The sequence below is a fragment of the Paraburkholderia nodosa DSM 21604 genome (assembly GCF_000519185.1).
GTDB lineage: Bacteria > Pseudomonadota > Gammaproteobacteria > Burkholderiales > Burkholderiaceae > Paraburkholderia > Paraburkholderia nodosa.
Genome location: NZ_JAFA01000059.1, coordinates 1 through 15,161 on the forward strand (window position 1 = coordinate 1; position 15,161 = coordinate 15,161).

General features: G+C 66.1%; 13 protein-coding genes. 4 read left to right on the top strand and 9 right to left on the bottom strand.

Annotation, left to right across the window (positions count from 1 at the left end; all coding sequences use genetic code 11):
* Positions 1-773: endo-1,4-beta-xylanase (locus A3CW_RS49340; protein WP_154678194.1), on the bottom strand; the 773-nt coding region annotated here is incomplete at its 3' end.
* A gap of 820 nt (positions 774-1,593) precedes the next feature.
* Positions 1,594-2,475 carry a LysR substrate-binding domain-containing protein gene (locus A3CW_RS0140795; RefSeq protein WP_028208665.1) on the bottom strand — a complete coding sequence of 294 codons (882 nt, stop codon included), beginning with the start codon at positions 2,473-2,475 and terminating at the stop codon, positions 1,594-1,596.
* 89 nt (positions 2,476-2,564) lie between these two features.
* On the opposite strand from A3CW_RS0140795, the gene A3CW_RS0140800 reads away from it, so the two are divergent.
* Complete coding sequence (locus tag A3CW_RS0140800) at positions 2,565-3,332, top strand: sulfite exporter TauE/SafE family protein (protein WP_028208666.1); 768 nt, start codon at positions 2,565-2,567, stop codon at positions 3,330-3,332.
* 306 nt (positions 3,333-3,638) lie between these two features.
* On the top strand, positions 3,639-3,941 hold the full coding sequence (locus tag A3CW_RS0140805) for a DUF4148 domain-containing protein (RefSeq protein WP_028208667.1): 303 nt from the start codon (positions 3,639-3,641) through the stop codon (positions 3,939-3,941).
* 214 nt (positions 3,942-4,155) lie between these two features.
* Here A3CW_RS0140805 and A3CW_RS0140810 read toward each other — a convergent pair whose 3' ends face one another.
* Positions 4,156-4,731 (bottom strand): class I SAM-dependent methyltransferase, encoded by a 576-nt coding sequence (locus A3CW_RS0140810; RefSeq protein WP_081772051.1) that lies wholly within the window; start codon positions 4,729-4,731, stop codon positions 4,156-4,158.
* Positions 4,732-4,815: 84 nt separating this feature from the next.
* Positions 4,816-5,646, bottom strand: coding sequence for an intradiol ring-cleavage dioxygenase (locus A3CW_RS49345; protein WP_051482055.1), 831 nt, complete (start codon positions 5,644-5,646; stop codon positions 4,816-4,818).
* 394 nt (positions 5,647-6,040) lie between these two features.
* Between A3CW_RS49345 and A3CW_RS0140820 the strand changes: the two genes are divergently transcribed.
* The gene (locus A3CW_RS0140820) at positions 6,041-7,189 is read left to right on the top strand and encodes a branched-chain amino acid ABC transporter substrate-binding protein (RefSeq protein ID WP_028208669.1); all 1,149 of its coding nucleotides are present in this window, start codon (positions 6,041-6,043) and stop codon (positions 7,187-7,189) included.
* Positions 7,190-7,268: 79 nt separating this feature from the next.
* Here the strand turns inward: A3CW_RS0140820 and A3CW_RS0140825 are convergent, their stop codons facing one another.
* The 5 genes from A3CW_RS0140825 to mdlC all read right to left on the bottom strand — a co-directional run bounded on the left by A3CW_RS0140825 (position 7,269) and on the right by mdlC (position 14,146).
* On the bottom strand, positions 7,269-8,405 hold the full coding sequence (locus A3CW_RS0140825) for a porin (RefSeq protein ID WP_028208670.1): 1,137 nt from the start codon (positions 8,403-8,405) through the stop codon (positions 7,269-7,271).
* 191 nt (positions 8,406-8,596) lie between these two features.
* Positions 8,597-9,994, bottom strand: a complete 1,398-nt coding sequence (locus A3CW_RS49350) for an MFS transporter (protein ID WP_035515467.1) — start codon at positions 9,992-9,994, stop codon at positions 8,597-8,599.
* Positions 9,995-10,068: 74 nt separating this feature from the next.
* A complete protein-coding gene (locus tag A3CW_RS0140835; protein ID WP_028208671.1) occupies positions 10,069-10,992 on the bottom strand; it encodes a ketopantoate reductase family protein in 924 nt (307 codons plus the stop codon).
* 9 nt (positions 10,993-11,001) lie between these two features.
* Positions 11,002-12,453, bottom strand: coding sequence for an aldehyde dehydrogenase (locus A3CW_RS0140840; protein WP_028208672.1), 1,452 nt, complete (start codon positions 12,451-12,453; stop codon positions 11,002-11,004).
* 49 nt (positions 12,454-12,502) lie between these two features.
* Positions 12,503-14,146: a benzoylformate decarboxylase gene (mdlC, locus tag A3CW_RS0140845; RefSeq protein WP_028208673.1), complete on the bottom strand. Its 1,644-nt coding sequence runs from the start codon at positions 14,144-14,146 to the stop codon at positions 12,503-12,505.
* A 106-nt stretch (positions 14,147-14,252) separates the two neighbouring features.
* On the opposite strand from mdlC, the gene A3CW_RS0140850 reads away from it, so the two are divergent.
* Positions 14,253-15,161 (top strand): LysR family transcriptional regulator, encoded by a 909-nt coding sequence (locus A3CW_RS0140850; protein ID WP_028208674.1) that lies wholly within the window; start codon positions 14,253-14,255, stop codon positions 15,159-15,161.

Here is a 15,161-nt window from a genome sequence, read left to right on the forward strand (position 1 = left end):
CCATCGATCGGCACGCCCTGAGCACGCAAATCGCGTATCACGGAGAGCAGCTTCGCGCGCTTGGCCGCGTCGTCCGTGCTGTACTCGTTGATATAGAGCTTGACGTCAGGGTCGGCCGCACGCGCGGCGCGGAACGNAATTGCAATGTAGTCCTTGCCGAGCGCGCGATACCACGGGCTGTCTTCGCGATAGACNTGATGCGGGTCGTCGCTGATGACTTCGTTCACGACGTCCCATGCATAGACCTTGCCGCGAAAATGCGTGACGACATCGGTCACATAGCGTTGGAGCCGTGCCGCGACGATATCGTGGTAATGCGGATCTTTGGCGTCGCCTGCAAAGAACCAGTCCGGCGCCTCGGTCCATTCGCCGCTCCTGTAATGCCACACCAGCGTGTGCCCACGCACGGCTAGGCCATGCGCCTGCGCGAACGCCACGATCTGGTCGGCCGGCGCGAAGTTGTACTCGCCTGCGGCCACGCCTATCGTGCCCGGTTTCATTTTGTTCTCGGCGGTCAGGCTCGAGAACTGGACGGCNAGCAGCGCGGCGTCGGCGNGACTGTCGATGGAATCGGGTTCAATTGCCGNGCCTACCTTGAAATGCGCGGCCATCACGCTTTTCAGTTGCGGCACGGCCTGCGTGGGAGCAGCTGCGAGCGGCAATCCATCGCGGGTGGCAGCCNTTTGGTTGTGCGCGCAACCTGATATCGACGCAATCGTGAGCAATGTGACGCCTGCGTACAGTGCACGCACGGCGATCCCCGATGGACGCATTCCCGTCTCCTTTTAGTGGTGTGCCTGGCCAGAAAGCATGTTTGCGTACCATGCAACGTTACCGGTAACGTCGTGGGATATTAAACACCGGACTTCAAGGTTGCCATGCGGGGTTTACCTGACGCACGCGAGGTGCAGCGGCGGGCTTTGACGAGAGAACGTGCGAGGAGGCGGGGAGAGGCCGGGCTGAGAGACCAAAGCGTCATCCCATCCCGGCTGTGAGAGGCGAAACAATGGTCTATTTTTCTGACCGTTGCAATTGATCTCAACGTCCACGGGCTAGCCAGCTGTCTACGGACGTGAGGCCCGCGACCGAAGCCGCGGTTCGTTCGAGCTGGTCGGTGACCGGCAGCCTGAACCAGGGGCGGCTCGACCATACCGCCACGCTGCTGCCTGACGGCACTGTGCTCGCGGTGGGAGGAAAAACAACGGCAGGACTACGGCCGAACTGTACGATCCGACCTCGGGTGCGTGGACTCTAACGGCCAGTATGAGCACGGGGCGCTATTACCAGACTGCCACGCTGTTACTAAACGGCATGGTGCTCATTGCGGGAGGCTACACCGGGCTGGCCTCATCCGAAGCGTTTTGCGTTGAGCGAACCGGGGCGGCCTGCGGTCTTCCATGATCCAGCATGAAGGCAGAAAGCTCGCGGACAAGCACCCCGGTGGCCGTTTACGGTCGCAGTCGAGTCATTAAGACGCAAGTCACCAGCGGCCGTTCCTCGCCGTTTGCCGTCCAATCGAATGAGCAAAGGGAAAACCGCCCCCAACCCATCCTCGCAGTCTCCAGCAGCCGCTCATTCAACGATGAATGACGTCTACAGCGCACACTCCCGCAGCTGCTGCGCGAGCAGACCCGCGTGCGGAGTCAGGGCCGAGAAGTCGCGCGTACAGAGATAAAGCCGCCGCGTGGCCCAGGCCTCCGCCAGCGGCACCACGACCAAGTCGCTGCGCAGTTTTCCGGCGAGCCCATCGGAAAGGATCGAAATGCCGATCCCGGCTTCGACGTGCATGGCCACATGTTCGATGTTGCGCAACTGAATGCGGTAGTCGAGCTGGCGTCCCAGACGCGATGCACGTTCCGCGAGATGGGTTTCGAGCGCCGTGTCTGCCACGCCCACGATTGGCTCACCCAGGATGTCGGCAAAGGCTACGTCCGGCCGCTGGGCGAAACGATGCGACCGGCCGACGACCACGACGAGCTGGTCACGGGCGATCAGATGCGTCTGCAGCGTGCCGAGGTCCGTTATGTCCGCAACGACGCCCAGATCTGCGCGCCTGTCCACGAGCGTCTGGACGATCTCCGCACTGGGCCGCTCCTCCAGGTCGATCGACAGGTCGCGATGCGCTGCCAGAAATCGGCAAAGCTGCGGCGGCAGGAACGCCGCCATGGCGGCGGTGTTGGATAGCAGCCTGATGCGGCCTTTCAAGCCCGTCGCGTAGGTTCGCAGTTCGCCGCGCATCATTTCGACCTGGCCCAAAATCGAACGGGCATGGCGAACCAGCGCGTCGCCCGCAGCGGTAGTGCGCACGCCACGACGGTTGCGTTCCAGTAGCGGCGCGCCCAACGCCGCCTCCATGCTGGCAATGCGTTCACTCACCGACGCGAGCGCAAGATGCATCGTGCGGGCACCTTGTGTCAGGCTTCCGCATTCCACCACGCTCAGGAACAGCCGCATATCCGTTAAATCGAAGCGCATGGCCGAGTGTCATCTCTTCGGAGTTTCCGAAGTCTAGCACCGGAATTGCCAGATTGTGAGAGTGCGACGTGACGACTAACATCGCTTCCATGAACACGATAGTTTTAGTTTTCTGCGCTGGATTGGCGGCTGGGGCGATGAACGCGCTGGCAGGGGGCGGCTCGTTCGTCAGTTTGCCGGCCCTGATTGCTGCGGGCGTGCCTCCGGTTCAGGCGAACACTTCGAGCACGGTCGCGCTGTTCCCGGGTGGGCTGGCCAGCGCGTGGGCCTATCGCGACGAACTGCGGCCGGTGGGCAACGTGTCGCTTCGCGCGCTGCTGGCGACGACGCTCTGCGGCGGCTTTGCCGGCGCGCTGCTGTTGCTGTGGACGTCATCGGCAGCGTTCACGTTCGTACTGCCATGGCTGCTGCTGGTTGCTTCCATCGCGCTCGCGTTCGGGCGGCGCATTGGCGAGGCGTTGCGCGCCCGCTGGCACATTCATGCGAACGCGGTACTGGCTGTTCAGTTCATGCTCGGCGTCTATGGCGGCTACTTCGGTGGCGCGGTCGGGATCATGATGATTGCGATATGGGGACTGCTCGACAACTCCGACCTGAAGCATCTCAACGCGCCGCGCACGCTGCTGGTCAGTGCGGCGAACATGGTGGCGGTACTCGCCTTCATTGTGGCCAACGCGGTGCACTGGCCCGAGACGCTGGTCATGCTGGTGGGCGCAATCATCGGGGGATACAGCGGTGCCCGGATCGGGCGCCGGACGCCGCCGCGCATCATCCGCACCATCACGCTGCTCGTCACCGCCTGCATCACGCTGGCGTTCTTCGTGAAAACGTATGCGCCCCTGCTGCTGCATCGCTAATCAGTGAGGACACCATGCTCTGCGCCTTATTGGAAACGGTGGGAACACTGGCCATTCTGGCCAGTCTTGCGGCACAGTTCCGCAGACCTCGGCAGTAGCGCCCTCGGTATCGATTCGACGCGGCTTGTCGAGAGCCTCCATCAAATGATGGAGGCCAAAACGATCACTCGCGCATACGATCGGAATAGACGACAACGATAACGCTTGAGCGCTGCAAAGTCTGGCAAGGGGTCGAACCAGGGTTCGGATGAACGGGCCGTTTGCAGCACGAGTCAGCCGGTGTCACTAACCCGGAGGTGGGCCATTATGAAGACGCTAGTCCACACAGTTTGCGCGGTCGCCGTCATGGCTGTGCCAATTGCATCGTTGGCGCAGTCGGATGGAGGGCTGACGCGCGCGCAAGTGCAGGGCGAGATCGCTCAGCTACAGCAGGCCGGCTTCAATCCGGCCAACGCGAATACCGTCGACTTTCCCTCCAACATGCCGGCCACCGACGCTAGCGCCGCCGGCCAGGGTAGCGGCTACGGCCCTGCAATGAACGGCTCGTCGCAGATGGGCCATCCGGCCAGCCCGACTGGGATGAAGCCGGTGTTCTTCGGCGGGTCGTAAGCTTTTTTCGTCTGACCAGGACGGGCGATGGAGAGCATGCCGTCTCTCCCTGAGACGGCATGGAGCGTCGTGCCTTGCCCGCTTCGCCCAACTGCGCGGGGCCTGATGGCTCTCGCCGGGGAAGGCGCTGACGGCGGCCGGGACGGAAACGTCGGCGGGAACGTTGTACGCTTATTCTGCATTCCTACCAAATAGCCGATACTGGCCTGTTCGCTCATGCTTTGACAGCGAGCATGCAAGAAGCCTTGTCTGTTTCGACAAGCTTCGCCCCAACGAAGCCAGCGGCTGTTAGTCGTTCGATCAACCCGCCCGGCTGTTGGCCCGAATAAGCAGTGAAACCGAGTGCGACTGCGCCCCGGGTTTTCATGGCACGCCGTATCTCGGCCAGGGCGGTTTCGGAGTCCGGCCAAACCTGCATGGAGTTGATGGCCAGCACCTTGTCGAAGGTGTTGTCTTCGAATGGCAACCGCTCCACTGAGCCGATTCGCAGGCTGACCCGGCCACGAGCGATTGCCGCGGCATTCCGGGCTGTGGCCTGCTCCAGCATTTCCTGTGATGGGTCGATGCCGTCAACATGCCCGGAGGGTGCCGCTGCTGCGAGCAGCTGAATACCCGCGCCGGGCCCAAACCCGATTTCAAGCGCCCGGTCGTTTTCCCGAATCTCGAGAAGGCCGATCGTCCATGCCGCGCACGGTTGGTTCATCCGTGCCATGACTGTGCCGCCGAGCCGGCCGAGGACGCCTTCGGGTCGACCGAACGCTCGCATCAAAACACGCTCGAACGCACCCATGATCGCTTCTCCCATGTTGCATGCGAGAAGTCTATCAGCGCCTCCTGGGCCAGCATCGCCGCCGCCCTCCAGGTGCGGTCGGAATCAGCGTGCGGGAGGTCCCGGAAGCGGCTCGACCGGCTGCGGCTGCGCCCCGGGGTCGACCACCGCGCTCACGCGTGCACGCAACCCGGTTACGCGGCCATCAACGGCAATTGGGCTCGCACTTGCGATCATCGTCGAGCCGGACTGATTGGCGAATACCGGATCTTCGCTCTGTGTGGTGCGCTGGATCGCGTGGCCGCGATATGGATCGAGTTGCATCAGCGTCACCATCAACGATTCCGCAAAGAAGACCTGACCGACATGCGACACGTGCGTGCGCTGCGGGTGCGACGCGCTTGCCGTGCGGACCTTGAAGTGAATGTGGTTGGTGCGCCCGGGATAGTTGCCCGGCACGATGGTCTCGAACGTGACGATGCCCGCGCGATCGGTGTGCTGAATACCGCGCAGGAAGGTCTGGTGGTCGGTGGGCCGCGGCGTGGGCGGCGGACCGGGGTGCCAGCCCGCGGGCGGGCGGCCCGGCGCCTTCGGATCGAAATCGGGCGGAGGCGGGAGTTCCATCTTCGTGTAGCCCGAATAGGCGCCCATCGCATCGCATTGCCATATGTCGACCGCGGCGCCAACGAGTGGGGCACACGTCCTCGCGTCGGCGAGCTCGATATCGAGCGTCAACGGCATGCCCGGCCTGCCCTCCCGGACGTCTCGGCGCACGAGATCTCCGTCGATCCAGTAAGGGCCGACTTCTTGCTCGGGCGTGAGCCGGCAAGGCGCGGCGTTCGCGAAGGCGGCAGGGCTCGCTTCGATGGCCGCAACGGTCGTGCCGACCGCGATCGTCAGTTTGATGAATTCTCGTCGTGACAGGCGTGATGTCATGGTTGTGCTGCATTGCGCGTGATGGCGGGACTTTACCGGAGCCGGCACGCGTGCCGATTACATTTCTATTACGCCTTATTTCGCACCGGCAGGGCGTACTTGTCCTGATTGCCCCGATTTGGCCGGCTATGCAGAAATGCGCATGGAAGCCGTCGTGAATGCTCAAGACGAAGCGATATTGGCTTCCTATAGTCGCTCTCAGCGTCTCGCCCCAGCGCTTTTTCGTGCGGGGCGGTTCGATCGATACCACGCCTATTCTGGAGGAGCCCAACCCGCAGTCGACGCGAACAAGAGAGTCGTGAACCGGCCGCCGCCCCGACCGCACGAAGCGGGCAAGCCCGGCCGGTATGCACGCCACAGCAGTGAACCCATGCTTGCCGACAAAGGAAACAACATGCGTTTTGCGAAGACTCTTACCCCTATCGCAGTTGCCGCTGGAGCACTTCTCGCTATTGCACCGCTCGCCTCGCGCGCGGATACCGTCGTTAAAATCGGTTTTGCCGCGCCGCTCACCGGACCGAACGCCAATTACGGCAAAGACCTGGAAAACGGCGTCAAGATGGCCCTCGACGACGCCAAGGCGCAAGGCGTCAAAATCAACGGTCAGCCCGTCTCGTTCGAACTCGTCGCCGAAGACGATCAGGCCGACCCGCGCGTGGGCGTGCAGGTCGCGCAAAAGCTCGTGGACGAAGGCGTTTCGGTCGTCGTCGGCCACTTCAACTCGGGCACGACCATTCCCGCTTCCGAGCTGTACGAAAAGGCGGGCCTGCCCGACATCGATCCAGCCGCCACGAACCCGGTCATCAGCGGCCGCGGCTTCAAGAACATCTTCATGGTGATCTCGAGCGACGCGCAAAACGCGGGCACCGCGGGCGCCTACGCGGTCACGACGACGAAGGCCAAGCGCATCGCCGTCATCGACGACCGCACGGCGTTCGGCCAGGGCGAAGCCGACGAGTTCGTGAAGGCCGTCAAGGCGCACGGCGGCGAGATCGTCGACCGCGAGTACACGACGAACCAGGCAACGGACTTCAAGACGCAGCTCACGAACATCAAGAGCAAGAACCCCGATCTGATTTTCGTGGGCGCCCTCAATCCACAGGCGGCCGGCATCATGAAGCAGATGGCCCAGCTCGGCATCAAGGCGCAGTACGTAGGCGGCGGCGGCGTGAAGGATGTGGACTTCGTCAAGCTCGCGGGCGACGTGTCCGAAGGCGCCATGGCGTGGGAATACGGCCGTCCGCTCGACAGCACGCCGGTCGGCGCGAAGTTCGCCGACCGCTTCAAGCAGAAGTACGGCGAGGACGTGCTCTCTTACGCGCCGTTCGGCTACGACGCGGCGTGGGCCGCCATCAAGGCGATGCAGGCCGCCAATTCGACCAAGCCCGACGACTATCGCGCGAAGATGCAAAGCATCAACTTCGACGGCATTACCGGCCATATCGCGTACAACGCGAATGGCTCGCTGAAGAACGGTTCGTCCACGGTCTATCAGGTGAAGAACGGCCAGTGGGTGACGGTCAAGACGGTAAGCGGTCTCTGATCGCCCACGCGGACTTCGCCTCGTTCAGGCGAGGTCCGCGTGCAAAGCGAGGGTTGCGCTGCCACTGGCAGCCGCATCTCTAGAAGCTATGCCGGATACCCGCCATGATCCCCAGTTGTCCCGCCCCCGGTGCGGGTGTCGTGCCGCCGCCGCCCTGGCTCACCGTGTAGGCCGCCTTCGCGCTGTTCCACAAATACGCGCCCTGCAGATAAACGGCTGATCGCTTGGAGAGCTGATACGTGCTGCGCAATGCCGCGATCGTGCCGCGCGTGTCGTGATCGCTATTGACGATGTGGTACACGCCGCCATCGACGATAAAGGCCGCCGTCACCGGATACTGTGCCGTGAGATAGAACTGGTCCGTATGCACGTTGGGCGTTTCAGCCGAAACCGTGTCGACGCGCCTGCCCAGCCAGCCGCCGCCGATGCGCAACGCGCCGACATGGCCGTAGCCGTTGAGCTGGATGCGCACGTCGGTGTCGCCCGGGTTCGTCAGCGCGAAGGTCGGCGTGCCGTCGTAGAGGTTCGCCGCCGCGCCCGGGCCCCCGTGCTGTTCGTCCCACGCCGCGGCGACGCCGTAGCCATTGCGGTCGTAGCGCAGCATCGCCGACCATTCGCGGCAAGACTGGGCGCTGCCCGGCACAGGCCCCGCGCAGGTGCCCTGGCCCGGCGAATTGCCGGTGCCGGCCGAATCGCGCCCGAATGACCACGTCGCGCCGAGTGTGAAGCCGCCGTAGCTGCCCTTGTAGACGACCGTGTTGTCGCTGCGCGAGCTTGGCAGGTACTGGTCGAACGAGGCCGTGCCGCCGTAAATGTCCGGTCCGAGCAAATCGGCGTCGGCGATCGCCCAGAACGTCATGGTGTACTGACGCCCGAACGTCAGGCTGCCATAGGGACTGCTCATGCCCACCCACGCCTGGCGCCCGAACAGCCGGCCGCCCTGGTTCAAGGTGCCGCCGCGCATGTTGAAGCCACTCTCCAGCGCGAAAATCGTGGACCACCCTCCCCCCAGCCCCTCGCTGCCGCGCACACCCCAGCGCGAGGGCATTTCGCCGGTAATGCCGGGCATGCGCACCACGCTGTCGCCCGCCGCGTTCGCGTGCGAAACGTATTCGATGCCGGTATCGACGATGCCGTAAAGCGTGACGCTGCTCTGCGCGAACGCCGACGCGCTGAGGCCCGCGCAGGCCAGCCCTGCTGCGATCCGAAGTTTCATGATCTCCGTGTTCTCCTGGTGTTCCGGTCTCGCGGACTCGCCGCCAGCCGGACGTTGTTTTCGATTCGACGCGTAAAAAAAGCCGACACGCAGTCTTGTTACGTGCCGTTTTTTAGGACTCTTGATTGAACAAACTGGCCGACCGGACGCGATGGCGCGGGCCCACGCCATCGTCCGGTCTCAGGAATGGGTCAAATTCGTTGCTGTCCCGCGCGTTTCGGGATATGACGGCCAACCACGGCCAGCGCGATCAGCACCAGCGCCATGGCGGCGCCGAGCATCGTCAGATAGCCCGCCGCGCCGCCTGCGGTAATCACCACCGCTCCGGCAAACGCGCTCAGGATCGCGCCCACGCGGCCGAACGCCAGCGCCGAGGCCGTGCCCGTCGCGCGCACGCCGGTTGGGTAGACGTAGGCACACAGCGCGTACATGGTCGATTGCACCGCGTTGACGAACAGACCGTGCAGGCCGAGACCCGCAATCAGCAAGCCCGTGTGCTGGGTCGCGCCCACGCCGAGCATCACCCAGGCGCTCGCCGCGCCGCCCGCGCAGCACAGCAGGAGCGGCCCGCGCGAGCCGAAGCGCGCAATGGCGAGCGCACACAGCAACGCGCCGATCACGCCGCCCAGGTTGTACGCGCTCAGCCCGTAACCGGCGAGCGAGACGCTCAGACCTTCGCTCGTCAGCATGGCGGGCAGCCAGCTGAATGCGCTGTACACGGCGAGCAGGCACATGAAGAACGCCCACCAGATCGCCACGGTGTCGCGTGCACGGCCGTCGCGAAAGAGCGCCGTGAAGCCCACGTGCTTTTCGGCGCTTTGCTCGCGCGCGTCGGTGAACACCGCATCCGGGGCAACCTCGCGTGCCATGCGGCCGAGCAGGCGCACGAGTTCGGGCCAGCGCTTCGGGCGGCGTGCGAGAAAGCGCGGCGACTCGGGCAGCGCCACGAGCAGCACGAGGGCGAGCACGAGGGGCAGCACGCCGCCTGCGAAAAAGAGCCCGCGCCAGCCGTACACCGGCAGCACTTGCGCCGCGAAAATACCCGCCAGCATGCCGCCGAGCGGCACGCACACGATGGTTGCCGTCACCGCAAACGTGCGAAGGCGCGCGGGCGTGAATTCGGCGGTCATCGTCGTCGAACTCGGCAGCGCGCCGCCAATGCCGAAGCCGGCAATGAAGCGCAGCGCAGCGATGGCCGCCACGTTCGGCGCGAGGCCGATCGCGCAGGTCGCGGTGCCGAACACGAGCACGCTGCCCACCACGGCCCAGCGGCGTCCGAAGCGATCCGCGAACAGGCCGGCGAATGCGCTGCCGAAGCCCATGCCGACCAGCCCCGCCGCCACGACGGGTGCGAACGCATTGCGCGTGATGCCCCACTCCTTGATCAGCACCGGAATCGCGAAGCCGATCAACTGACTGTCGAAGCCATCGACGACGATCGACAGGGCCGCCAGCACCACGGCGATTTTCTGCAGCGTGGAATATGCGCCTTCGTCGAGCGTGCGGCCGATATCGACCGTGCCGCCGGCGATGGCGGCGCTCTCCCGCGGCGTCGCTCCCGAAGCGGGGGCGGGCGTGGCATAAGTCATGAATTGTCTCCTTTGCTGCGCTGTGAGCGCGCAGTCATTCGTTTGTCATGGTGCTGCGACGTTGATTGGCTAGTTCATACGGATTCCTTTGCATCGACGAGGCGCACGAGTTGCAGCAGCGCCGCCGTATTCGGCACGGCGATACCACGCATGCGCGCGGCCTCGACGACCGCGCCGTTAATGGCCTCGATCTCGGTCTTGCGCCCCGCGAGCACGTCCTGAAGCATCGAAGGCCGATGCGCGCGGTGATGCGCGAGCGCCTGCCGCACGTTGTCGGCCACATGCGCTTCGTTCACGGCCACGCCGTGCGCGTGCGCCACCGCCGCGACTTCCGCGACGATCTTGAGCGCGAGCGCTTCGCCGTCCGGCACGTTGGTGAGTTCGCCGACGGTGCAGCCCGTCACCGCGCACAGGCTGTTGAGCGCCGCGTTGAACGCGACCTTCTCCCAGATCGCGGCCCAGACATCGGCGTCCGCGGTGCAGGCGAGGCCGGCGTCGTTGAGCGCCTGGACCGTGCGGGCAAGCATCGGCGAATGCGCGCCGTCCGCGCTCATGAGGCGGATCACGCCCTGGCCGTGCGAACTCACGCGGCCAGGACCGCTTTTGTCGGCAGGCCAGGTCGTCACGCCTATCATCACGCGAGCCGGGTCAGCGAACCGCGCGAGACGCTCGGCGTTGCCGAGGCCGTTCTGCAGCGAAAGCAACGCGGTTTGCGGCCCGAGCACGGCGTGCGCCGCGCCGAGCGCCACCTGCGTGTGCAGCGTCTTGGTGAAGACGATCAGGAGATCGACTGGCGTGGTCGCCGCCTCCGGCCGTAACGCTTCGAGATTCGTGACGACGCGCTCGCCCGCATCGGTCGTGAGCCGCAGACCGCTTTCGTTGATCGCGTTCAAGTGAGCTTCATCGACGTCGAGCAGCGTGACGCGATGGCCCGCAACCGCGAGCAGGCCGCCGAACAGCGAGCCCATCGCGCCCGCGCCGAGTATGGCGATATGCATGGCGCGCCCTTAGAACGGATAGTGGCGCGGCGCCGTCTGCAGCGTGATCCAGCGCAGTTCGGTGAATTCGGCAATCCCCGCCTTGCCGCCGAAACGCCCAAAGCCGCTCTCCTTCACGCCGCCGAACGGCATCTGCGCTTCGTCGTGCACGGTCGGCCCGTTGATGTGGCAGATGCCCGATTCGATGCGCTGCGCGACGCCCCACGCACGCGCCGTATCGCGGCTGAACACCGCCGACGAAAGCCCGTACGCGTTGTCGTTCGCGCAGGCAATCGCGGCGTCCTCGCCGCGCACACGCACGATGCCTTTCACGGGGCCGAACGATTCGTCGTGGTAGAGGCGCATCTCGGGCGTGACGTGGTCGAGCAGCGTGGCGGGCATGAGCGTGCTGTCGGCCTTGCCGCCGCATACGAGCGTCGCGCCTTTGGCGAGCGCGTCGTCGATCAGCGCGTTGCAGCGCTCCACGGTGCTCATGTCCACCACCGAGCCGAGCACGACCGGACCCTTGCGCGGATCGCCCAGGGGCAGCGCGCGGGCGCGCTCGCCGAGACGCGCGACGAAGGCGTCGGCAATGCTGTCGTCGACGATGATGCGCTCCGTCGACATGCAGATCTGCCCGGAATTGGCGAACGCGCCGAACGCGGCCGCGTGCGCTGCCGCTTCGATATCGGCGTCGTCGAGCACGACGAGCGGCGCCTTGCCGCCCAGTTCGAGCACCGATGGCTTCAGATAGCGCGCACAGGTTTCGGCGATGATGCGGCCCACGCGCGTGGAGCCCGTGAAGTTCACGCGGCGCACCTTCGGGTGCGCGATCATGGCTTCGACCACGTGCGCCGCATCGGCGGGCGCGTTCGTCACGAAGTTGACGGTGCCGCGCGGCAGGCCCGCCTCCTGCATCGCCGCGACGATGAGACCGTGCGTGGCCGGGCAGATCTCCGAGCCCTTGAGCACGACGGTATTGCCGCACGCGAGCGGCAGCGCGATCGCGCGCACCGCGAGGATCACGGGCGCATTCCACGGCGCGAGGCCGAGCACGACGCCCGCCGGCTGGCGCACGCCCATGGCGAGGCTGCCGGGCACGTCGGAGGGAATCAGCTCGCCGCCGATCTGCGTGGTGAGCGCGGCGGCCTCGATCAGGCCCGCCGCCGCGAGATGCACGTTGAAGCCCGCCCAGATGCCCGACGCGCCGGTTTCCGCGGCCATCGCGGCGGCGAACGCTTCGGCCTTCGCTTCGAGCGCGTGCGCGGCCCGGGTCAGCAGCGCACGCCGCTCGCTCGGGCCCATGGCTGACCACACCGGAAATGCGGCGGCGGCGGCATCGACGGCGGCCACGGCATCTTCCACTGTGGCCGCGGGCGCGCGGCTCGCCACCGTGCCGTCGAGCGGATTGCGGCGCTCGAACGTCGCCCCGTTGCGTGCCTGCACCGCTTCGCCGTCGATCAGCATCGTTACGGTTTGCATGTCCTTTTTCCTCGCTTTACGTGAATTCGATGGGTTGCGCGCGCACCGTTCAGGCGACGAGCATCTCGACCAGCTTCGGGCCCTGCCCGGCCAGCGCGCGGCCAAGCGTATCGCGCAACGGCCCCGCCTCGCTCACTCGCACACCGGGGCAGCCCATGCCCGCGGCCAGCGTGACGAAATCGAGCCCTGGCAGATCGGTGCCCTGCACGGGGTCGGTCGGCGCGAAACCGAACACCGGCGCGAAGTCCTGCAGCGCGGCGTAGCGCGTGTTGTTCAGGATGACGAAGGTAATCGGCAGCTCGAACTGCACCGCGCTCCAGATCGCCTGGATCGAGTACATGCTGGAGCCGTCGCCGATCAGCGCGATCACGCGCTCGCCAGGCTTGGCGAGCGCCACGCCCACGGCAGCGGGCATGCCGTAGCCCAGGCCGCCGCTGTCCATCGTGAGGAAGGTGCCGGGGCGCTCGTAGGGCAGATACGTCTGCATCACCGGGCGCGAGCTGGGCGCTTCCTCGACGACGGTCGTGCCCGCGTCGCGCACTTCGGCGAGCGTTTGCAGCGCATAGGCGACCGACATGCGCTCGCCCGTCACTGCGGGCGGCATGGCGCGCGGCGGCACGGCGCGCGGCGCGGGCATCGCACGCTCGACGGCCGGCGCGGGCCGCTCCAGCAGATCCAGCACGCCCAGCCTCACGTTGCCCACGGCGGCCATGCCCTCGGGCGTCCACGCGGCGGTGTTTGGATCGTCGATCAACTGGCACAGCGCGGCGCCCGGCGGCACGTGCGGCCCGTGGCCCTCCACGTGATATGTGAAAGCCGGCGCGCCGATCGCGAACACGAGATCGTGCCCGCCGAGCAGCTCGACGATGCGCTCGCGCATGGCCGGCAGAAAGCCCGCGAACAGCGGATGCTTTTCCGGGAAGCTGCAACGGCCCGTCATGGGGGCGACGAATACGCGCGCACGATGGCGCTCCGCGAGCCGCACCACTTCGTCGGCCGCGCCCGCGCGATCCACCGCGCCGCCCACCACGAAGGCGGGGCGCGCGCACGCGTCGAGCGCTGCGCCGATGTTCGCCAGCATCGCGGGCTCGGGGCGCGTGGTGTGCGCGAGCGAGCGCTCGGGCACGCGTTCGGCCGGCTGGTCCCAGTCGTCCACGGGAATCGACACGAACACCGGACCGCGCGGCTCCTGCATGGCAATCGCATAAGCGCGCGCGATGGCGAGCGGCACGTCCTGCGCGCGCGCCGGCTCGATGCTCCACTTCACATAGGGCTTGGGCAGCTCGGTGGCCTGGGTGGCCGCGAGAAATGGGTCGAACGGCAAGATCGAGCGCGCCTGCTGGCCCGCCGTGACGACGAGCGGCGTGCGGTTGCGAAACGCCGTGAAGAGGTTGCCCATGGCGTTGCCCACGCCCGCCGCCGAGTGCAGGTTCACGAGCGCCGCGTTGCCGGTGGCCTGCGCATAGCCGTCGGCCATGCCGACCACGACCGCTTCCTGGAGGCCGAGCACGTAGCGGAAGTCGGCGGGAAAGTCGCGGAACATCGGCAGCTCGGTCGAGCCGGGGTTCGCGAAGACCGAGGTCATGCCCACGCGGCGCGCGAAGTCGATGACCGCGTCGCGCACGGTAAAGGCGCCGCCGGGCGCCGCGGTGTCCTGCTTCTGCTGGTTCTGCTGAGGCGCGCTGCCAGTCATACAAGGCCTCCTGTCGAAAAAGCGCGTCGTTCAATGGAGGATCATTATCGCGACGCTACGGGTAACCGAAAATTGCGGATTTCGCCAAAAGGCATTACCTTTGGGCATGACTTACAACCTCCAGCAACTGCAGGCGTTCGCGACCATCGTCTCCGCGGGCAGTCTCGGGCGCGCGGCGGAAACGCTGCACGTGACCCAGCCCGCGCTCTCGCGCGCGATCCGCCGGCTCGAGGAGCAGGTGGGCGCGCCGCTTTTCGAGCGGCATTCGCGCGGCATGCACCTCACCGCCGTGGGCGAGGCGCTCCTGCCGCACGCCATCCTGCTGCAGCGCGAAGCCGAGCAGGCGCGCGAGGAAATCGACGCCATGCGCGGCCTCGCGCGCGGCACGATCCGCGTGGGCGCGGTGGGCAGCATTGCGAGCCTCGTACTGCCGCTCGCCGTGAGCGGCGTGCTGCGGCGCTGGCCGGGGCTGCGCGTCGAAATTCTCGAAGGCGTGTGGGACCGGCTCGCGGACGCGCTCGTCAAACGCGAGATCGATCTCGCGCTCAGCATGGCCGTGCCCGATACCGACGAAATCGCAGCGATCAGCGATTGCCGCTGGGAGGATTCCAGCTACGTGGTGGCGGCGCACGATCATCCGTTGCGCGCGAAGCCCGACCTCACGCTCGCCGACACCCTGAACGAGCAATGGGCGATTCCGCCGCGCGGCACGGCGCCGTTCGAGCATATGGAGCAGGTCTTCGCGGCGCAAGGGCTGGGCTTGCCGAACGTGGTGGTGCAAACGCGCTCGATCACGGCGCTCAAGAGTCTCGTGGCGCGCTCGGGGTTCCTGAGCTGGATGGCATCGACGATGTACCTCACGGAAAGCAAGGCGGGTGTGTTCGATACGCTGGACATGCCGGGGGTAGAGGGCCGGCGCATGCTCACCGCGTTTCGCCGGCGGCACGGCATTCTGCCGAGCCCGGCAGTGAAGCTGCTGGAGCAGTTGCGCACGTTGACGGCGGTGCCGCACTAA